This is a genomic window from Marinobacter sp. MBR-99, from assembly GCF_040547575.1.
Taxonomy (GTDB): Bacteria; Pseudomonadota; Gammaproteobacteria; order Pseudomonadales; family Oleiphilaceae; genus Marinobacter.
The window spans coordinates 1-19,520 of record NZ_JBEPPY010000006.1 but is presented as its reverse complement, the minus strand read 5'-3'; the positions used below and the strand labels follow the sequence as shown (position 1 = coordinate 19,520).

At 57.4% G+C, this 19,520-nt stretch carries 17 protein-coding genes; 7 read left to right on the top strand and 10 right to left on the bottom strand.

From position 1 onward, the window contains the following. The first annotated feature begins 70 nt into the window (after positions 1–70). The 5 genes from bioD (at position 71) to ABIE59_RS06470 (ending at position 5,875) form a co-directional block, all read left to right on the top strand. Positions 71–775 carry a dethiobiotin synthase gene (gene bioD, locus ABIE59_RS06490; protein WP_354445359.1) on the top strand — a complete coding sequence of 235 codons (705 nt, stop codon included), beginning with the start codon at positions 71–73 and terminating at the stop codon, positions 773–775. A 50-nt stretch (positions 776–825) separates the two neighbouring features. Further along, positions 826–1,071, top strand: a complete 246-nt coding sequence (locus tag ABIE59_RS06485; RefSeq protein WP_354445357.1) for a flagellar basal body rod C-terminal domain-containing protein — start codon at positions 826–828, stop codon at positions 1,069–1,071. A gap of 16 nt (positions 1,072–1,087) precedes the next feature. After that, positions 1,088–1,804 carry a putative metalloprotease CJM1_0395 family protein gene (locus ABIE59_RS06480; RefSeq protein WP_354445355.1) on the top strand — a complete coding sequence of 239 codons (717 nt, stop codon included), beginning with the start codon at positions 1,088–1,090 and terminating at the stop codon, positions 1,802–1,804. A 259-nt stretch (positions 1,805–2,063) separates the two neighbouring features. Beyond that, positions 2,064–3,863 (top strand): acyl-CoA dehydrogenase C-terminal domain-containing protein, encoded by a 1,800-nt coding sequence (locus ABIE59_RS06475; RefSeq protein ID WP_354445353.1) that lies wholly within the window; start codon positions 2,064–2,066, stop codon positions 3,861–3,863. Positions 3,864–4,084: 221 nt separating this feature from the next. Further along, positions 4,085–5,875, top strand: coding sequence for an acyl-CoA dehydrogenase C-terminal domain-containing protein (locus ABIE59_RS06470; RefSeq protein WP_354445351.1), 1,791 nt, complete (start codon positions 4,085–4,087; stop codon positions 5,873–5,875). Between the two features lie 328 nt (positions 5,876–6,203). Here the strand turns inward: ABIE59_RS06470 and ABIE59_RS06465 are convergent, their stop codons facing one another. The 5 genes from ABIE59_RS06465 to leuS form a co-directional block, all read right to left on the bottom strand. After that, complete coding sequence (locus tag ABIE59_RS06465; protein WP_354445349.1) at positions 6,204–6,839, bottom strand: endonuclease; 636 nt, start codon at positions 6,837–6,839, stop codon at positions 6,204–6,206. Positions 6,840–7,029: 190 nt separating this feature from the next. After that, positions 7,030–7,293 carry a hypothetical protein gene (locus tag ABIE59_RS06460; protein WP_354445347.1) on the bottom strand — a complete coding sequence of 88 codons (264 nt, stop codon included), beginning with the start codon at positions 7,291–7,293 and terminating at the stop codon, positions 7,030–7,032. 113 nt (positions 7,294–7,406) lie between these two features. After that, complete coding sequence (gene holA / locus ABIE59_RS06455; RefSeq protein ID WP_354445345.1) at positions 7,407–8,420, bottom strand: DNA polymerase III subunit delta; 1,014 nt, start codon at positions 8,418–8,420, stop codon at positions 7,407–7,409. Further along, positions 8,417–8,995 carry an LPS-assembly lipoprotein LptE gene (locus ABIE59_RS06450; RefSeq protein ID WP_354445343.1) on the bottom strand — a complete coding sequence of 193 codons (579 nt, stop codon included), beginning with the start codon at positions 8,993–8,995 and terminating at the stop codon, positions 8,417–8,419. Before ABIE59_RS06450 ends, holA begins: the two co-directional genes overlap by 4 nt. A gap of 1 nt (position 8,996) precedes the next feature. Beyond that, on the bottom strand, positions 8,997–11,582 hold the full coding sequence (gene leuS / locus ABIE59_RS06445; protein ID WP_354445697.1) for a leucine--tRNA ligase: 2,586 nt from the start codon (positions 11,580–11,582) through the stop codon (positions 8,997–8,999). Positions 11,583–12,059: 477 nt separating this feature from the next. On the opposite strand from leuS, the gene ABIE59_RS06440 reads away from it, so the two are divergent. Then, complete coding sequence (locus ABIE59_RS06440) at positions 12,060–12,605, top strand: zinc ribbon-containing protein (protein WP_354445341.1); 546 nt, start codon at positions 12,060–12,062, stop codon at positions 12,603–12,605. Here the strand turns inward: ABIE59_RS06440 and lnt are convergent. The 5 genes from lnt to miaB all read right to left on the bottom strand — a co-directional run bounded on the left by lnt (position 12,595) and on the right by miaB (position 18,245). Continuing rightward, positions 12,595–14,151 (bottom strand): apolipoprotein N-acyltransferase, encoded by a 1,557-nt coding sequence (gene lnt, locus ABIE59_RS06435; RefSeq protein ID WP_502915336.1) that lies wholly within the window; start codon positions 14,149–14,151, stop codon positions 12,595–12,597. The two genes, ABIE59_RS06440 and lnt, sit on opposite strands and share 11 nt — an antisense overlap. After that, positions 14,141–14,986: a CorC family transporter gene (locus ABIE59_RS06430; RefSeq protein ID WP_354445339.1), complete on the bottom strand. Its 846-nt coding sequence runs from the start codon at positions 14,984–14,986 to the stop codon at positions 14,141–14,143. The genes lnt and ABIE59_RS06430 overlap by 11 nt, the downstream gene beginning before the upstream one ends. Further along, positions 14,983–15,456, bottom strand: a complete 474-nt coding sequence (ybeY, locus tag ABIE59_RS06425) for an rRNA maturation RNase YbeY (RefSeq protein WP_354445337.1) — start codon at positions 15,454–15,456, stop codon at positions 14,983–14,985. Before ybeY ends, ABIE59_RS06430 begins: the two co-directional genes overlap by 4 nt. Beyond that, the gene (locus tag ABIE59_RS06420; protein WP_354445335.1) at positions 15,456–16,439 is read right to left on the bottom strand and encodes a PhoH family protein; all 984 of its coding nucleotides are present in this window, start codon (positions 16,437–16,439) and stop codon (positions 15,456–15,458) included. Before ABIE59_RS06420 ends, ybeY begins: the two co-directional genes overlap by 1 nt. Positions 16,440–16,898: 459 nt before the next feature. After that, positions 16,899–18,245 carry a tRNA (N6-isopentenyl adenosine(37)-C2)-methylthiotransferase MiaB gene (gene miaB / locus ABIE59_RS06415; RefSeq protein ID WP_354445333.1) on the bottom strand — a complete coding sequence of 449 codons (1,347 nt, stop codon included), beginning with the start codon at positions 18,243–18,245 and terminating at the stop codon, positions 16,899–16,901. A 342-nt stretch (positions 18,246–18,587) separates the two neighbouring features. On the opposite strand from miaB, the gene trmH reads away from it, so the two are divergent. Continuing rightward, positions 18,588–19,328 (top strand): tRNA (guanosine(18)-2'-O)-methyltransferase TrmH, encoded by a 741-nt coding sequence (gene trmH, locus ABIE59_RS06410; RefSeq protein WP_072678162.1) that lies wholly within the window; start codon positions 18,588–18,590, stop codon positions 19,326–19,328. The last annotated feature ends 192 nt before the right edge of the window (positions 19,329–19,520 follow it).

Here is a 19,520-nt window from a genome sequence, read left to right as displayed (position 1 = left end):
CCTGGCACCGAAGATCAGGTAGGGAAGCAGACCTCGCCCCCAAAGCTAAATGCAGCAGGAACCCCAGAAAATGGCAAAGAAAACCTATTTCGTAACAGGCACCGACACCGGCGTGGGCAAAACAATCGCTGCTGCTGCCATTCTGGAGGCTGCCCGACAGCTGGGTAAACGCACGCTGGCGATGAAACCCATAGCGTCAGGGTGCGAGCAGACCCCGGATGGACTGCGTAATGAAGACGCCCTGATGCTGCAGGCCGCCATTACCGAAGAGCTTCCCTACGATGCCATCAACCCCATCGCACTGGAGCCGGCCATTGCCCCCCACGTTGCGGCGCAACAGGCCGGCAAACACCTGACCGCCCAGCGTCTTGTCGGTTTTTGCCGTGGCCTGCAGATTCGGCCTGCTGACCTGATGCTGATTGAGGGGGCGGGTGGTTGGCGCGTGCCCCTGAATGACCGGGAAACCTATGCCGCGGTGCCCCGTGAGCTGGGCCTGGATGTTGTTCTGATTGTGCCCCTGAAACTGGGCTGTATTAACCACGCGATGCTCAGTGCAGAGGCGATCCGGGCTGATGGTTTGTTCGTGGCAGGATGGGTTGCCAATCATCCGGACGGGAATGTGATGAGCTGCGAGCAGGAAACCCTTAACTACCTGACAACGCATCTCGGAGCACCATGCCTGGGAGTTTTGCCGTGGCTGGATGGCACTTCGACCGACCAGTTGCCGAAAGTGCTGGCGAGGTTTCTGAATATTCGACCGCTGATTGAAAATTGACCATATTTGTGAGTAAATAGTGACAATCGGTTGTCACAGGTGGCTTTGACATGATCAACAACACCCTCTCTCTTGGTATTCAAGGTATCCAGGATGGTATGGCGGGGATGGAAAATGCGGCCCGAAAGATTGCCCGTGGCGGTGCTGATGGCCCTCAGGGTTCTGCTGAAGGCGCTGGCAATCTGGCCGAGCCTCTAATCGAAATGACGCTGTACGAGCGCAGCGTTCAGGCCTCTGCCCAGATTGTGAAGACCGCAGACGAAACACTGGGAACACTCCTGGACATCCGCGCCTGATATCGGCTTTTGAGCCATGAGCATCCTCTCGTCCATCCCCCCCATTTACCCGATGGTTTCAGGTGTTACACCGGTTGCCCGCAGCGTTCCGTCGACGGATGCTTCCGGCTCGCCCGGTGAAGGCTTTGCCACTGATGGCGATGATGCCGCGCGTGGCGTAGAGCAGTCGCCAGAGTCGAGATCTGACAGCCGTTCTGCCGACACAGAACCCGAGGCTCGCGCTAACCCACAGGGGCTAACGGAGGCCGAACTCAAGGAATTAAGTGAGCTCAAAGCCCGAGACCGTGAAGTGCGGGCTCATGAGGCAGCGCATCAGGCGGTTGGTGGTCAGTATGCGGGCGCAATGTCGTTTACCTACCAGCGGGGTCCTGACGGTGCTCAGTACGCGGTGGGTGGTGAAGTGCCCATTGATGTCTCTCCTGTCGCCGGGGATCCGCAGGCGACCATCGAGAAAATGCGCGTGGTGCGTGCGGCCGCCATGGCACCGGCTCAGCCCTCAGCTCAGGATCGGGCCGTGGCGGCCCAGGCCATGCAAACCATGTTGCAGGCGCAGTCTGAGCTGGCAGTTGGTGAAGACGGACAGGATTCTGCCCTGGATTCTGAAACGTCTGAGGGCGAATCAGCACAAGGGCAGGGGAGTAATGCCCGGCAGGCCGATCAAACGTACCGCAGCATTTCTGCAATGCAGGGCGCCGACGGCGCATTCAGCGAGCCAACCTCCATATTTGCCTGAATCACTTTTCCGTTTAACCCCTTCGGCCCGCCGCATCTGGTGGTTTCCGGTGATGTGTGTGGCGTTCTCTTGCGCCTTGCTGAACACACAATGCAACACAAATTTTAGCCAAGGCTATTGACAATTCTGTGCTGCAAAACGTATGTTTCAAACAAGTGTTTAATTAAGGCTGTGATGCGTTGCATCATGGTGTCTGAGCAAACCCAAGGCCAAAGGCTGTTACCTGTTTCAGCCGAGTCCGAAAACCGAGGTGGATTCCATGCCTGAGTACAAAGCGCCCCTGCGTGATATCAAATTCGTAATGAACGAGCTGCTGAACAGCGAGCAGCACTACGCCAATCTGGAAGGTGCCGAAGATGCCACTCCGGATATGGTCGATGCCATCATCCAGGAAGGTGCAAAGTTCTGTGAGCAGGTATTGTCTCCGCTGAACCAGGTGGGTGACCAGGAAGGCTGTACCTGGAGTGAAGACGGTGTGAAAACCCCGACCGGCTTCAAAGAAGCCTACCAGCAGTACGTTGAAGGTGGCTGGCCGTCCATGACGGCTGACCCCAACTACGGTGGTCAGGGCCTGCCGCACTCCATTGGCCTGGTGGTCAGTGAAATGGTTGGCACCTCCAACTGGTCCTGGGGCATGTATCCTGGCCTGAGCCACGGTGCCACCAACACCATTGAAGAGCACGGAACCGAAGAGCAGAAGCAGACCTACCTGACCAAGCTGATCAGCGGTGAGTGGACAGGCACCATGTGTCTGACCGAGCCGCACTGTGGTTCTGATCTGGGCACCCTGCGTACCAAGGCCGAGCCGAATGCGGACGGCACCTACAGCATCACTGGCACCAAAATCTTTATCTCTGCCGGCGAGCACGACATGGCCGAGAACATCGTCCACATCGTACTGGCACGTCTGCCGGGTGCACCGGAAGGCACCAAGGGTATCTCCCTGTTCATCGTTCCAAAGCAGCTTCCGAACGAAGACGGCTCTGCCGGTGAGCGTAACGCGGTATCCTGTGGCTCCCTGGAGCACAAGATGGGTATCCACGGCAACGCGACCTGTGTCATGAACTTCGACGGCGCCAAGGGCTGGCTGATCGGGCCTGAGAACAAGGGCCTGAACTGCATGTTCACTTTCATGAACACTGCCCGTATCGGTACTGCCATCCAGGGTCTGGGTGCCGCTGAACTTGGCTTCCAGGGTTCCCTGGCTTATGCCAAGGACCGTCTGGCCATGCGCTCCCTGAGTGGCCCGAAGAACCCGGACGGCATCGCTGATCCGATCATCGTGCACCCGGACGTACGTCGCATGCTGCTGACCCAGAAAGTTGTCGCTGAAGGCGCCCGCGCCCTGATTTACCTGGCTGGCCAGCAAGTCGACGTGGTTCACAGTGGCAAGACCGAAGAAGAGCGCAAGCACGCTGACGCGCTGCTGGGCTTCCTGACTCCGATCGCCAAGGCGTTCCTGACTGAAATCGGTTACGAGTCTGCCAACCTGGGTATGCAGGTATTCGGCGGCCACGGCTTCATCACTGAGTGGGGCATGGAGCAGAACGTACGTGATGCCCGTATCGGCATGATCTACGAGGGCACTACCGGTATCCAGGCGCTGGATCTGCTGGGCCGCAAGGTTCTGATGACCCAGGGTGAAGCTCTGAAGGTGTTCACCAAGCAGGTTCACGTATTCTGCAAAGAGAACGCCGACAACGAACAGCTGAAAGAGTTCATCGAGCCCCTGGCTGCGATCAACAAGGAGTGGGGCGACCTGACCATGAAGGTCGGTATGACCGCCATGAAGAACCGTGAAGAAGTCGGTGCCGCTGCGGTGGACTACCTGATGTATTCCGGTTACGCAGTATTTGCTTACCTGTGGGCCCGTATGGCCAAGGTGGCACTGGACAAGATGGCTGACGGCACCTCCGAGGAGATGTTCTACAACGCCAAGGTTCAGTCTGCACGCTTCTACTTCAAGCGTCTGCTGCCGCGCACCAAGACCCACGCAGAAACCATGCTGGCCGGCTCTGACAGCCTGCTGGATATGCCGGAAGAAGCCTTCGCTATCTAAGGCGGGGTTGCTATCTGGTTGATGGCACAGAAAAAGCCCGTTCTCCGTTTGGAGGCGGGCTTTTTTCATGAGTCCCGGGCGTGTTTTGAGGTAGAATAGCGCGCCATAGAACAACAACCTTGTTTCGGACACATAGCCGAGCGGGCGGACTACCAGACCTTTATTGAGAAGGCACTTTCAAAGTCCCCCACGTGACTGACTGAATTTCTGGAGAGTTATACATGGCTGATTATCAGGCACCCCTTCGTGACATGCGTTTCGTTCTGAACGAAGTATTCGACGCGCCCGCACTCTGGGCGTCGCTGCCCAAGATCGCAGAAAACGTAGATCCCGACACCGCAGACGCTATCCTTGAAGAAGCGGGCAAAATTACCAGTGGCGTGCTGGCACCCCTGAACCGCGAAGCGGACGAACAGGGCTGTAAGTGGAACGAAGGCGAAGTTTCCACTCCGGAAGGTTTCAAAGAAGCCTACCAGACCATCGTGGAAGGTGGCTGGAACGGCCTTGGCGGTAATCCGGATTTCGGTGGTATGGGCATGCCGAAAACACTGGTGGCCCAGTTTGAAGAAATGATGCAGGGCGCCAACATGGCCTTCGGCCTGGCCCCGATGCTGACCGCCGGTGCCTGCCTGGCCCTGGATGCGCACGGCAGCGAGGAGCTGAAAGAGAAATACCTGCCCAACATGTACTCCGGCGTTTGGTCTGGCGCCATGGACCTGACCGAGCCCCACGCCGGCACCGACCTGGGCATTATTCGTACCAAGGCCGAGCCGAACGACGATGGCTCCTTCAACATCACCGGCACCAAGATCTTCATTACCTGGGGCGAGCACGACATGGCGGAGAACATCATCCACCTGGTGCTGGCCAAGCTCCCTGACGCTCCCAAAGGCCCGAAGGGTATATCCCTGTTCCTGGTACCCAAGTTCATGGTGAATGACGATGGTTCCCTGGGTGAGCGCAACCAGTTCAGCTGTGGTTCCATCGAGAAGAAGATGGGTATCAAGGCCTCCGCGACCTGCGTGATGAACTTTGACGGCGCCAAGGGCTGGCTGGTTGGTGAAGAAAACAAAGGCCTGGCCGCCATGTTCACCATGATGAACTACGAGCGCCTGGGTGTGGGTATCCAGGGCATCGGCGCTGCTGAAGCCTCCCTGCAGAGTGCCCGCGAATACGCCAACGAGCGTATCCAGAGCCGCGCTCCCACCGGTGCCCAGCAGCCGGAAAAAGCCGCCGACCCAATCCTGGTACACCCGGATGTGCGCCGCATGCTGCTGACCATGAAGAGCTACGTAGAGGGTGGCCGTGCTTTCTCTACCTACGTAGCCCAGTGGCTGGACATCTCCAAGTACTCCGACAACGATGAACAGCGCAAGCACGCCGAAGGCATGGTTGCTCTGCTGACGCCGGTCGCCAAAGCCTTCCTGACCGACCGCGGTCTGGACACCACCATCATCGGCCAGCAGGTCTTCGGTGGTCACGGCTTCATCCGCGAATGGGGCCAGGAGCAGCTGGTGCGCGACTGCCGTATCACCCAGATCTACGAGGGCACCAACGGCATCCAGGCCATGGACCTGATGGGCCGTAAGGTCGTTGGCAGCCAGGGCAAACTGTACGAACTGTTTGTGCAGGACGTGGCGAACTTCATCGAAGAAAACAGCAACGACGATGTCCTGAAGCCTTACCTGGAGCCGCTGGCTGCGTCACTGGAGCGCTTGTCTGACGTTACCGAACACGTCATCAAACAAGCCGGCGACAACCCCAACGCCATCGGCGCCGCCGCTGTCGACTACCTCGACATGTTCGGCTACACCGCCCTGGCTTACATGTGGGCCAAAACCGTCAAAGCCGCCGCTCCGAAAGCCGAGGGCGATACCTCCGGCTTCTACACCGGCAAGCTGAAAACAGCCCGCTTCTACTTCGACCGCCTGCTGCCAAAGACCGTGTCTCTGGCCGAAGGCATCCGCAGTGGAAGCGATGCGATGATGGCTCTGGCGGCTAACGAAATCTGATTCAGATTCGTTACTCCAGATAGCAAAAAAGCAGGCCCAAGCGGCCTGCTTTTTTGTTGATAGCGAACTGAAGTCTATCGGCTGGTATGCGGGGATGCCCTTCTGAAACCTTGCTAAGCCGATCGCAAGAGTAAGGGCGGTGGTCAGGGTGGAGCTTTCCGAAACCTTGCTTAGTTGATCGCAAGAGTGCGGACGCCAGTCAGGGGGTGGCTTTCCAAAACCTTGCGTAGCCAGGGATGGCGGAGCAGAGCGTACACGGACGTATTCACCGCGTGTTTTGGAAAGCTACCCCCTGACTGGTGCTTGCTCCCAAATCGAGATCAAAACCTCAAAGACGATTAATCAACCCAGGATTAACCACAAACGGGTTCTCGTTACCCTGAATCTCGGCAATACGCTGATGCCGCGCCAACTCCCGATCATCCGGCGGATCCAGCTCATTCCACTCTTGGAACACCGAGGTCGCCCCAAGCCAGGGTAGCCCGTAGGTATCCACCATGTAAGCCATCGTGCGGGCAACATCCCCCTTTACATGCGCTGGCGGCTCAAAAAACTGCGCACTCTCCCGAATACCGCAGTCATCCGCCCGGGTAGCATTACCCAGGTTTTCATAGCGGGCATTCCGGCGCCGCATCTCCACCCTGGAACGAACTGGCACCATATTGTGAAGATCGGACGTAATCTGGCGGTACTGATTGTCCTGCTTGCATTGGCTCGTGGTGCCGCAATTCAGGGCACTGCGGATATCAGCTGGTGGATAGACATAGCCATCCGTCATCACAAATCCCTTGCTGGTGAACGGTTCATCACAGAAAAACGACGTTCCACCCTCGGCATAGAGATTGCCCCAGAACTGATCTTTTACGACCGTCTCCGGATCACTGAAGCGGGTATTCTGGCCAATAACCAGCGTGGCTGAAAGAGCGAGTGTAAGTGTGATGGGAACTAACGTTATTTTTTTCATAGGGCCGTTATACCTCACATTGCACGGTATGCACCGTGGCCATCGCGACGAGCGATTGATGGCAAAATGAACAATCCGACAAAAGTATGACGGTGTGTTCACCCTTTTCTGTGAAGTATGGCACAGAGGCTGGAATAGAGAAGCCTCTGTGCTAACCCTTCCTGTTGTAAATTGTTAACGCGTTAACAATCTATTTCATTTTGTTGCGGATGTCCTGATAGCGGGTCTTGAGGTCTTCACCCAATTTGCGAGCCGTGTCTTTGGCTTCATGGCTGGCGTTTTCCGCATCGTGAACAACCTGGTCCAGTTTCTGGCGAAAGCGATCCCATTCCTGTTCAAGGTCGTCCCATTCGTCTTTTACATCTTCCTTGGCCAGGTGCAGTTGCACGCGGGCTTCGTCACGGTACTGCTTGATCTTTTCCGACAGTTTGTTGAATTCGTCTTGCAGGCTCATAGCGATTTTCCTTCCCTGATGAGTTGGGAAGTCTACAATGCGCCGGAATGTAAAAAACTGTCAAGAGGGACGAGGCAGGCTTTCGGTTAGGGTTTGCGCTGGATTGACCCAGATCAGTTGGGGCGGGCGCCGGCAAGAACCGCCGACAGATCTCTGAGGTGATGCCAAGGGGTAAGGTCGTCATACCCTTTGGCAGATCGGTCTGTGGTGTTGCACAGACGGATGGCCTGGTGCAATTGGTGTATATTCAGCCGCCGGGCCGCCTGCTGGATTGCAGACGCCCGCCGGGGTTGGAACACCCCCCGTTTTTTCAGGAAGCCCGCGGGATTGTCGCCCGGGGGCAGGGCTGTTTTAAGCTCGATAATGATGTGAAGGTCTCGCACCAGCACGCTCAGCAACCCTAGCGGGTTTTCGCCTTCCTGCTGGAGGATGCCGATGATTTTTCCGGCGTGTGCGGCTTTACCTGCAAGCAACTCGGTCACCAGCTCAAAGCCATTGAAGCGGGCACTGTCCTGAACGGCCTGTTCGATGGTCTCTTCGTCAATGGTTTTGCCAGCGGTCAGCAGGGCTAACCTGTCCAGTTCCTGACTGGCCGCCAACAGATTGCCTTCGAGTCGCTCCGCGAGCATCGACAAAGCCCCGCGGGTAAGGCTCAGGCCCTGATGGCTTGCCCGTTGCTGCAGCCAGCCGGCAAATTTGTCAGGTTCGACCGGCCATATCGGCACATGCACACCGCAGCCCTGTAATGCCTTGTACCATTTGCGTTTGGTCTCTGCGGCATCCAGTTTGGCGCTGATGAGTAGCAGGATAACGTCTTCAGGCGGTGCCTCAAGAACCTGTTCAAGAACCTTTCGGCCATCACCGAGCTTGCCCGTTGGCAAGTGAATCTCGATGCGCCGCTTCTCGGCAAACAGGGACATGGCGTTGCACTCATCGGCAACCGCATTCCAGTCCAGTTGATGATCGGCGTGGTAGGTGAGGCGATCCTGATACCCGGCGTCTCGGGCCGTCTTTCTAATCAGATCACAGCACTCCTGCACCAGCAGGGGTTCATCACCGGAAACCAGGTAAACCGGCGCCAGGCCTTTTTTGAGTAACTGGGGGAGTTGGCCTGGTTGGGTTTTCATGGTGCCTCGGCTCGGCTTTGGCTCGTTTTGTACTCTTCGATGACCGAGTTAATACGCTCCTGGCTCATCGGCGCCAACCGGAAGAGTACCTGTTGTGCCAGCCGGTCACCGAGTTGTTGCCGGAGTTCCTCTTCCTCCCGCTGCTTGGCCAGTACGTTGGTTTCATCGTAGCGATAGGTTTCGCTGGTGGTCAGGTCGGTAGCGGCGATCAGCGGGATCCGATCGGCGGTCAACAATTCCATTGTGACCTGATGGCGCAGTATGAACTCGGCTGCGGCAGCCTGAGCGGTAATGGCGGAGGCACGGCGGTCCTGCTGATAATTTCTCAGTCGAAGCACATAGTCCGCGGATGAGGCATCCTGCAGTTCGATACCCCCCAACCTGAGTTGATCCCGCACCGACTGGCAGAAGCGGCCTGGTAATGAGTCGGGGCAGTCGACCGCCATGGGTTGCAGTGAAACCGGCACCGGTGAGGTGCCCCGTAACTGAAAGCCGCACCCGGCAAGCGTGGCGGTTGCCAGCATTGCCAGTAACGGCAGCCGGAGGGCTTTCAGAAACAAGGGCACCGAAGGCATATCAGTTAGCCACCACGTTAACCAGCTTGCCGGGTACAACGATGACTTTACGCACGGTTTTGCCATCAGTGAAGCGCATGACGTTCTCGTTCTCCAACGCCAGTTTTTCCAGGTCTGCCTTGCCGATGTCCACGGGAACGCTTTCTTTCGCCCGCACTTTACCATTGACCTGCAACACCACTTCAATCTCACTGCGGACCATGGCGCTTTCGTCGGCGACCGGCCAGCTGGCGTCAACTACGGGGTCTGTGTGGCCAAGAGCCTGCCAGAGCGAGTGGCTGATGTGGGGCACGATCGGCGACAACACAAGAACCGCTACCTCCAATGCTTCCTGTCGCACCGCCAGGCTCTGAGGTTCGTTGTCTGTCAGTCGGCTGACTTCGTTCAGCAATTCCATCACCGCGGCAATGGCCGTGTTGAAGGTGAGACGACGGCTGATGTCGTCACTGACCTTGGCGATGGTTTCATGGGTCTTCCGGCGAAGATCTTTCTGGGCGCTGTTCAGGCTGCCGGCCTCAAGGGCGGGCACTTCGCCACCGGAAATTTGCTCATTGACCAGGCGCCACAATCGCTTGAGGAAACGGTGAGCACCTTCCACGCCGCTGTCAGACCACTCCAGCGACTGTTCTGGCGGTGCTGCGAACATCATGAACAGGCGAACGGTGTCGGCGCCATGCTGGTCAATGATGGCCTGAGGGTCGATGCCATTGTTCTTGGACTTGGACATCTTGGTGACGCCGCCGATCTGAACCGGCTGGCCGTCTTCATTGTGGACCGCCTTCACCACTTGTCCTTTGTTGTCCCGTTCGACCGTGACATCGGCCGGGGCAATCCAGGTGATCTTGCCGGAATCATCTTCCCGATAGTAGGTCTCAGCCAGCACCATGCCCTGACAGAGCAGGCGATTGAACGGCTCCGAGCTGTTGACCAGGCCAACGTCCCGCAGCAGTTTGTGGAAGAAACGAGCGTACAGCAGGTGCAGGATCGCGTGCTCGATACCGCCAATGTACTGATCCACCGGCAGCCAGTAATTGGCCGCTGCCGGGTCGAGCATGCCCTTATCGTAATTCGGGCTGCAGAAACGAGCGTAGTACCAGGACGACTCCATAAAGGTGTCGAAGGTATCGGTTTCCAGGGTGGCCGCCTGACCGTTGAATTCGGTTTTACACCACTCCGGGTCGGCCTTGATGGGGGACTGGACGCCGTCCATCTCGACGTCTTCCGGCAGGCGAACTGGCAGTTGGTCATCCGGCACCGGCATTTCAGTGCCGTCGTCCAGGGTCATCATCGGGATCGGGGCACCCCAGTAGCGCTGGCGTGACACGCCCCAGTCCCGCAGCCGGTAGTTCACCGTGCGCTTGCCAATGCCGGTGGCTTCCAGATGGCTGGCAATCTCTTCGAAGGCTTCGTCACTGGTCAGCCCGCTGTATTTGCCGGAAGACACAAGCACGCCTTTTTCGGTAAAGGCTTTTTCCTGAACGTCGATATCCCGGCTGTCATTGGGTGCAATGACCTGCTTGATGGCCAGCTTGTACTTCAGGGCAAACTCGTGGTCGCGGTCATCGTGGCCGGGAACGGCCATCAGTGCGCCCGTGCCGTAATCCATCAGCACGAAGTTGGCGACCCACACGGGGATCTCTTCCTGGGTCAGCGGATGAATGGCTTTGAACCCGGTGTCGATGCCCTTCTTTTCCATGGTGGCCAGTTCGGCTTCGGCCACCTTGCTGTTGCGGCACTGCTCGACAAACTCGGCGACATCCCGATGGCGTTCAGCCGCCGCCCTGGCCAGCGGGTGCTCCGCAGCAACCGCCATGTAACTGACCCCCATCAGGGTGTCCGGGCGGGTGGTGTACACAGTCAGGCCGTCGTCACGGTCTTTCAGCGGGAAGGTCAGCTCTGTGCCCACGGACTTGCCGATCCAGTTTCGCTGCATGGTCTTGACCTGCTCAGGCCAGTCTTCCAACTGGTCCAGGTCGTTCAGCAGTTCCTCGGCGTAATCGGTAATGCGAATAAACCACTGTGGAATCTTCTTCTGCTCAACCAGTGCACCGGAGCGCCAGCCGCGGCCATCCACCACCTGCTCGTTAGCCAGAACCGTCTGATCGATCGGGTCCCAGTTCACGGTGGACATTTTCTTGTACACCAGGCCCTTCTCATAGAGGCGAGCAAAGAACCACTGCTCCCAGCGATAGTACTCGGGATCGCAGGTGGCCAACTCACGGCCCCAGTCATAACCAAAGCCCAACTGCTTGAGCTGCTTCTTCATGTATTCAATATTCGCCCGGGTCCATTTGGCCGGGGCGGACTTGTTGGCAATGGCGGCATTCTCAGCGGGCAGGCCGAAGGCGTCCCAGCCCATAGGCTGCATGACGTTCTTGCCCTGCATGCGCTGGTAGCGGGAAATCACGTCGCCGATGGTGTAGTTGCGAACGTGGCCCATGTGCAGCTTGCCACTGGGGTAGGGGAACATGGACAGGCAGTAGTACTTGGGCTTGCCGGGCTCTTCCTTCACTTTGAAGGTTTCGTTGGTTTCCCAGAAGTCGCGGGCGGTCTGCTCTACATCACGTGGGTTGTATTGTTCGTCCATTCCTGCCATTACCAAAATTACCCTGTGTGAAAATGAGGTTCGAAAGGGCCGAACATTCTAACGCACCCAAGGCTTAACAGGTAGTCTGCCAATTTCGCAGACTTGTGCCAGACTTCCCGTATGGAGGTTATTCGTGGGTTTGGTGCAGGTTGCTGCCGGGGATGGCTTCCCGGGACACGCCGTGAACCCATCCCTGGGGGCTTGAGCGCAGCATCCATGCTGCGCACAGTCCCGGGAAGCCATCCCCGGCAGCACCCCAAACTTGCGAAGGGTACTCTTGGAGAGAAGCGCTTGCTCCACTGCGATTAGCTAAAGGCAGGGAGAATGTCCGGGGGGCAGGGTGTGGTACCTCTTTCCGGGACTGTCTGCAGCATGGATGCTGCAGTCAAGCGTACAGGGACGTATTTACAGCGTGTCCCGGAAAGAGGTACCACATCCTGACCCTTGCACCAAAACTAGAAAACAGGCGGGAAGACTATGACGGAACCAGAACGCAATCACCTTTCAGGCAAGGCCCTCGAGGCTTACGACAGAATGCTGGAGCGGGTACAAACCCGTTTGCATGAGCTTCAGGAAACATCGTTGGAAACTCTCGAGGAAGAAGTTCAGAAAGCAGTCGAATTTGAATACGAACTGGAAGAAATGACCCGTGAAGAAGCCGACCTCCTGGGTGCTTACCTCGAACGGGATCTTGAGCACCTGCTGAACTTTGTCGAGGAAACCGGTGAGGGCCTGAAAGAATGGTTGCAGCTGGATATTTCGCTACTGGAGCACACCCTGGCGGATCGACTGCTCTCGGTGGCCGATAAAACCCTGGTTGATACCCTTGAACTCAAACAGAAACTCGAGAACCAGGATGTCAGCCACTACATATCGGGCGAAGTAGCCACCGCCGGTATGTTCCGTTGTATGAACTGCAACCACATGGTGTGCCTGACCAAAACCAGCCACTTGCATCCCTGCGAGGCCTGCGGCTCACACTACTTTGAGCGGGTAACCAGCCGCTGGCCGCCTAAGGAGTAGGGTTTTTCGGGATCACCCGCTCCCGCACAAACACGATCAGTATCAATGCCAGGGTCAGCACCGGCCAGGAGCCGGTCTGCATGTAGGGAGTGCTGCCGGTGGCGGGGAATACATCACCGGTCAGCACCGCCCGCTGGAACTGCGGGATGCGTTCTGTGATCTCGCCTTTTTCGTTAATAATGGCGGTAACGCCGTTATTGGTGCCCCTTAGCATGTAGCGGCCGGTTTCCAGCGCGCGCATTCGGGCCAGTTGCAGGTGCTGCAGAGGGCCGATCGAGTCGCCAAACCAGCCGTCGTTGCTGATGGTTAACAGCAATCCGGAGTTACGGGCATTGAATGCGACAAAGTCCGGATAGGCAACTTCGTAGCAGATGTACGGCATGATGTTGATGCCATTGGCCACCAGCGGAGACTGGTATTTGGGCCCGCGGGTGAAGCTGCTCATGGGCAGGTCGAAAAAGCCGATCAGTCCCCGCAGAACGCCCTGCAACGGCACATATTCGCCAAACGGTACCAACTTCTGCTTGTGGTAGATGCCTTCACCGTTGCCAATGGCCATGATGCTGTTGTGGAAGGTGAAGTCGTCAATGCGATCGCTGTAGCCATACCAGGGGATTCCGGTAATCAAAGTGCTGTTGTCGCCCAATTCTTCCCGAATGTGGTCAATGATCTTGCCCGCCTGGTCCTGGGGGATGGGTATCGCCGTTTCCGGCCACAGGATGAGGTCACGTTGCCAGTGGGCTTCGGTCATGCCCAGATAGGCTACAATCTGGTCCCGGAGAAAGTCCGGGTCCCATTTGATTTGTTGGGGAATGTTGCCTTGCATGGCGGCAAAGGTGACTGGCTCATCGCTGAGATCGGTCCAGTCGGCCTGTTTCATGGTGGGCGCGATGAACCAGGGCAGCAGGGTGAGGGCCGTGACTGCTGCTGCCGATTTCCGGCGAGCCGACAACAACAGCCACCAGATGGCGTAGGCGGCCGCCCCCGTGACCGTGATCCAGAAGGTGATGCCGTGCACGCCGGTAAGGGGGGCAAGGCCGCCAAGTGGTCCATCCGTATGTGCAGTGCCCAGGTACAGCCAGGGAAAGCCTGTGAGCAGCCAGCCTCGCAACCAGTCCCCTAATATCCAGATAGCCGGGAACAGGAGCAATCGCCGGATCAGGCTTTCTTTGGCCAGTTTCCCCCAGAACCAGAAGGCAAGAGCGTGGAACAGTGCCAGACCTGCAATAAACAGGACCATCAGCAGGACAGCCGCCGGCATTGAGGTGTTCCCGTGCTCGCTGATACTGACGTAAATCCAGCTTGCTCCAGAACCGAACAGGCCAAGCCCGATAAACCAACCCGCCCGGAACAGTCTTTCTGAGGCCTGGTGGAGTGTTACCAGGACAATCAGGAAAACGGAAAGCGGGCCAAGCCACCACAAATGAAACGGCGAAAAGGTAAGGGTCTGGAGAGCGCCGGCAATCAGCAGGATTGCCGGGCCAAACCAGGGATGGTCAGTAAACCGCAGATTCAGAGGGCGGCCAGGGCCAGATTCATGATTCACTTCGCGTTACCTGCAACAAACGGATGACTCGGTTATCGGCGTTGGCAATAGTAAACTGCAAGCCGCCGAATTCAACCGTTTCTCCCCGTCTGGGCAGGTGACCAAACTCTTTGAGTACCAGGCCGCCGATGGTGTCGAACTCTTCCTCGTCCATCATGGTCTCGAAGAATTCGTTGAAGTCTTCAATCGGTGTGACGGCTTTTACGGCGTAGGTGCCGTCGCCTCGGGCCTTGATGTGGGTTTCCTCATCGAAGTCGTGTTCATCTTCGATCTCTCCCACGATCTGCTCCAGCACGTCCTCGATGGTAATCAGGCCGGCGGTGCCGCCGTACTCATCCACCACAATCGCCATGTGATTGCGGTTTTCCTTGAACTCTTTGAGTAGCTGGTTCAACCGCTTGCTTTCAGGAACAAATGTGGGTGGCCGTAGAACCTCCCGGATACTGGTCCAGTTCAGTTCATTGTTGATCGCCAGTGGCAGCAGATCTTTGGCCAGCAGGACACCGATAACGTCATCCTGGCTTTCGCCGATGACCGGGAAGCGGCTGTGAGCGGATGACATGATTTCCGGGAGGAATTCTTTCGGGTCCTGGGAAGCTTTGACGGTGATCATCTGGGAGCGGGGGATCATGATCTCATCCACCCGCATGTCGATCACCTGCATGGCACCTTCAATGATGCTCATGGAATCTGCATCAATGATGCTCTCAGATTCGGCATCCCGCAGAATCTCCAGCACGTCCTCAACGGACTCAGGCCCGCTGGAGAAGGCCTGTGATATACGCTCCAGCCAGGACTTGCCGCCCTGGCTGCGACTCGACTGATCGTCGCTCATGAGTCTGGTTCCGTTTCCTCTGCTTCATAAGGGTTAGCAAATCCGAGCTGCGAGAGCAGCCGGACTTCGAGGGCTTCCATGGCCTCGGCTTCGTTATCTTCAATATGATCGTAGCCCTGGAGGTGCAACATACCGTGCACGACCATATGGGCCCAGTGGGCGACAGGTTCCTTATGCTGTTCCTGCGCTTCCTTTTCAACAACCGGCGCGCAAATCACCAGATCTCCGGCCAATGGCACCGTTATACCCGGTGGTGCTTCAAATGGGAAGGACAAAACATTGGTGGGCTTGTCCTTGCCCCGGTACTGGTGATTCAGGTTCTGACTTTCGTCGTTACCGACAATACGGATCGTCACTTCAGACGGATCCTCGCCCAGCCAGGCCTTTTCGGCCCAGGCATGGAACTGATTTTCATCGGGGACACCGGGGCCGTCATATGCTCTTTGGAAATCCAGGGTCAGTTTTCTCATTAACTGCTGGAACTCCCGTCACCGAACGAGTCGTAGGCTTCCACAATGCGCTGAACCAGAGGATGGCGAACCACATCTTTTGATTCAAATCGGGTAAAGCCGATACCGGGGACCTTGCTGAGCACGCTGGCGGCGTGTATCAGCCCGGAGTTCTGCCCGCGCGGCAGGTCCACCTGGGTGGTGTCGCCGGTGATCACCGCCGTGGAGCCAAAACCAATCCGGGTGAGGAACATTTTCATCTGCTCCCGGGTGGTGTTCTGGCTTTCATCCAGAATAATGAACGAGTTATTCAGTGTGCGGCCACGCATGAACGCCAGTGGCGCAATCTCGATCACGCTTTTCTCGATCAGGCGGGTAACCTGATCAAAGCCGAGCATTTCATAGAGTGCGTCGTACAGAGGCCTCAGATACGGGTCGACCTTCTGGGCCAGGTCGCCGGGCAGAAAGCCCAGTTTCTCGCCGGCTTCCACCGCCGGGCGTACCAGCAGGATGCGTTTCACCTGTTCGTCTTTCAGTGCCTCTACCGCACAGGCCACAGCCAGCCAGGTCTTGCCGGTGCCCGCAGGCCCGATGCCGAAGTTTATGTCGTGGGTACGGATGTTGTGCACGTATTTTTGCTGATTCTGACCGCGGGGTTTGGCGGTCAGCTTCGGAGTTTTGATGACGGTAATTTGGCCTTCGTCATAGGGCACGTCATCCGGCAGCCGCTCAAGGCCGGTTTCCCGGATAAACAGGTGCACGGTATCCGGCGGAATATCTTCGCTGGCTTCGGTTTCCCGGTACAGGTGCCGGATGACTTCGGTGGCTGCGGCTACATTTTCGGTGTGACCTTCCACCCGGAAGTGGTGGCCCCGGCGGCCGACTTTTACCTGCAGACGTTTTTCGATCATCTTCAGGTGTTCGTCGAACTGGCCGCAGAGGGTGGCCAGGCGGCGCTGGTTGACCGGGTGCAGGTCAAACTGTCTGGTATCGTGAGTGTTCAATCTTGCTCCGTTTCGTTTTACTCCCCGGGGTTCTGCTGTGGGGGAGTAGGCTGTTCAGACTGCGAAGTTATCGGTACAGGGCGGGCAGGGCCGTCAAAAAAACACCCGTGAATACATCCCTGTAGGGCTTCGTCGCGCCTTCCCTGGCGCTCCAGATTTTTTGACGGCCCTGCCCGCCCTGTACCTGTTTAAACAATGTGCAGGCCGAAAGGGCGAAAAACAAGTGGTTTGGATGAGCCAAGCCCGTAATCACTGGTCTGTGGCGGGGTTTGGTTAGCCATTTGTACCGCATGCCATTGTAAAGTCTGCCGGTGACAGGGTGAGGGTGCCTCCCAAAAATCTGGAGCGCCAGGGATGGCGCGACGAAGCCCTACAGGGACGTACTTGCGGGGCGTTTTTTGGGAGGCACCCTCACCCTGTCACCAAGCCCCCAAAACCAGAAAACATTGGAGCCAAAGCTCAGTAAAACTCAGAACCAACAGGCACGCCGCGAAGAGAGTTGGCATAGGCCTCAACAACCTCCACATCGATAAAATGGCCAACCACTTCAGGGTTTTCGTGGCGGAAATTCACGATGCGGTTGTTCTCGGTACGGCCAGCGTACTCGCCCGGGTCCTTCTTGGACAGGCCGGTCACCAGAATCCGCTGAGTAGAGCCCACCATTTTCCGGCTGATGTCCATCACATTCTGATTCAGGCGGTCCTGCAGAATGCTCAGGCGCTGCTTCTTGACCTCCATCGGCGTATCGTCCGGCAGGTCAGACGCCGGGGTGCCCGGACGGGCGCTGTAGATGAAGCTGAAAGACATATCAAAGCCGATGTCGTTGATCAGCTTCATGGTGTCCTCGAAATCCTTATCGGTTTCACCCGGGAAACCAATGATGAAGTCCGAGGAGAAGCTGATGTCCGGGCGGATCTTGCGCAGGCGGCGGAGTTTGGATTTGTACTCCAGCGCTGTATGGCCACGCTTCATGGCTGCCAGAATGCGATCAGAACCGCTTTGCACCGGCAGGTGCAGGTGGCTGACCAGCTCTGGCACCCGCTCGTAGACTTCGATCAGGGCGTCGCTGAACTCCACCGGATGGGAGGTGGTATAACGGATGCGGTCGATGCCGTCGATGGTGGCGATCACTTCGATCAGTTCTGCCAGGTCCATCTGGTCGCCGTCGTGGGTGTCGCCACGGTAGGCGTTAACGTTCTGGCCCAGCAGGTTCACTTCTCGCACGCCCTGGGCGGCCAGGTGGGCCACTTCGGCGATGACGTCGTCCACCGGGCGGCTGACTTCTTCGCCGCGGGTGTAGGGCACCACGCAGAAGGTGCAGTACTTGCTGCAGCCTTCCATGATGGAGACAAACGCGGAGGGGCCGTCGGCGCCGGGCTCGGGCAGGTTGTCGAATTTTTCGATTTCCGGGAAGCTGACGTCTACAACGCCTACGCCGTTACCTTTGGTGCGTACTTCGGTAATCATGTCGGGCAGGCGGTGCAGGGTTTGCGGGCCGAAGACCATGTCTACGTAAGGGGCCCGGTCTATGATGGCCTGGCCTTCCTGGCTGGCTACGCAGCCACCGACGCCGATGATGAGGTCGGGCTTTTTGGATTTCAGGTTTTTCCAGCGGCCGAGCTGGTGGAATACTTTCTCCTGGGCTTTTTCGCGAATGGAGCAGGTGTTCAGCAGCAGGATGTCGGCGTCATCGGCGTTGTCGGTCACTTCAACCGCCTCGCCGGTTTTGAGCAGGTCTGCCATGCGGGCAGAGTCGTACTCGTTCATTTGGCAGCCGTGGGTTTTGATGAACAGCTTCTTGGCCATGGGTCTCACGTAGTTTGGTGTGTTGGCGCCGGGGTGGTGTGGGGCGCTGGCAAAAATGGACTGCACATTATAACGGGGTGCTTAAACATCAACCACCGTTGTCTCGGTATTCCTCATTTGGCTCTGTGCTATTATTCGCCACTTCTGTGCAAGAAGGCTTTTGGGGTGGGCTTTCCAAAAACCGCTACGAGCACATCCATGTGCGCTTCTCTCAGGCCATCCATGGCCTTCGAAATTTTTGGAAAGCCCACCCCAAAACCCTTCCCATACACTTGTGCTGGATTCTACAAGCTTGATGATTGGTTTGTGGGAGCCGGAAAATCATAGCTAGCCAATACACTTATGACCCCTGAACGCCTCGCCCGAATCAAGCAAGTCCTTAACACCCGCCAACCCGACCTACGGGTGCTGACGGATCAGGTGCATAAGCCAAGAAACCTGTCGGCCATCATCCGGTCCTGTGACGCCTTTGGCCTGGCCAATATGCACGTGGTCTGGCCCAAGGAGGGTTTTCGGGCGTTTCGTAAGACAGCCGGCGGCAGTTTTCACTGGGTGACGACGCATACCCATCCCACCATGGACAATGCAGTGACGGAGCTGAAAGCTCAGGGGCACAAACTTTATGCCGCGCAGTTGTCGGACCGGGCGGTGGATTTTCGGGAGGTGGATTACACCGTGCCGTGCACAATTATCATGGGTAACGAAGTGGATGGTGTAAACCCGGTGACCGCCGAGCAGGCGGATGAGCATATTGTGATTCCGATGATGGGCATGGTGGAATCGCTGAATGTGTCCTCAGCCTGTTCGATTATTCTTTCCGAAGCCCAGCGTCAGCGGAAGCTGGCGGGTATGTTTGACCAGCGGCGGATGCCGGATGAGGAATACAACCGCCTGCTGTTCTGCTGGTGCCAGCCGACGGTGAAGCGCTACTGCGACGACCGCAACCTGCCGTATCCACCAATCGACCACGAAACCGGCGAACTGATCGACGGGGTAGGCTGGATGCAGGAAGTCAGAAAAATAAGGGCCAATCGCCCCAGATGGGACGAGCAACCAGAAAACACAGAAGCAAACGAGTCCTAGCGGGCGTCACCCAAATTGTTATGTCGGTGCGGGGTGGGGATGTCTTTTTCTGCCGGAAAAAGATGTCTGAGCGAAGCGAGTTGTTTTTCCAAAGAAAAAGACATCCCCCCCCCCCCGCCCCCCCCCCCCCCCCCCGGCGAGGCGCAAAAAAACTAAGTGCGCGCGCGCTTCAAGATAACGCGGCAACAGGGC

Coding starts and splice junctions, on each gene's coding strand:
- bioD (WP_354445359.1), top strand. CDS start 71: ATGGCAAAGAAAACCTATTTCGTAACAGGCACCGACACCGGCGTGGGC.
- ABIE59_RS06485 (WP_354445357.1), top strand. CDS start 826: ATGATCAACAACACCCTCTCTCTTGGTATTCAAGGTATCCAGGATGGT.
- ABIE59_RS06480 (WP_354445355.1), top strand. CDS start 1,088: ATGAGCATCCTCTCGTCCATCCCCCCCATTTACCCGATGGTTTCAGGT.
- ABIE59_RS06475 (WP_354445353.1), top strand. CDS start 2,064: ATGCCTGAGTACAAAGCGCCCCTGCGTGATATCAAATTCGTAATGAAC.
- ABIE59_RS06470 (WP_354445351.1), top strand. CDS start 4,085: ATGGCTGATTATCAGGCACCCCTTCGTGACATGCGTTTCGTTCTGAAC.
- ABIE59_RS06465 (WP_354445349.1), bottom strand. CDS start 6,839: ATGAAAAAAATAACGTTAGTTCCCATCACACTTACACTCGCTCTTTCA.
- ABIE59_RS06460 (WP_354445347.1), bottom strand. CDS start 7,293: ATGAGCCTGCAAGACGAATTCAACAAACTGTCGGAAAAGATCAAGCAG.
- holA (WP_354445345.1), bottom strand. CDS start 8,420: ATGAAAACCCAACCAGGCCAACTCCCCCAGTTACTCAAAAAAGGCCTG.
- ABIE59_RS06450 (WP_354445343.1), bottom strand. CDS start 8,995: ATGCCTTCGGTGCCCTTGTTTCTGAAAGCCCTCCGGCTGCCGTTACTG.
- leuS (WP_354445697.1), bottom strand. CDS start 11,582: ATGGACGAACAATACAACCCACGTGATGTAGAGCAGACCGCCCGCGAC.
- ABIE59_RS06440 (WP_354445341.1), top strand. CDS start 12,060: ATGACGGAACCAGAACGCAATCACCTTTCAGGCAAGGCCCTCGAGGCT.
- ABIE59_RS06430 (WP_354445339.1), bottom strand. CDS start 14,986: ATGAGCGACGATCAGTCGAGTCGCAGCCAGGGCGGCAAGTCCTGGCTG.
- ybeY (WP_354445337.1), bottom strand. CDS start 15,456: ATGAGAAAACTGACCCTGGATTTCCAAAGAGCATATGACGGCCCCGGT.
- miaB (WP_354445333.1), bottom strand. CDS start 18,245: ATGGCCAAGAAGCTGTTCATCAAAACCCACGGCTGCCAAATGAACGAG.
- trmH (WP_072678162.1), top strand. CDS start 18,588: ATGACCCCTGAACGCCTCGCCCGAATCAAGCAAGTCCTTAACACCCGC.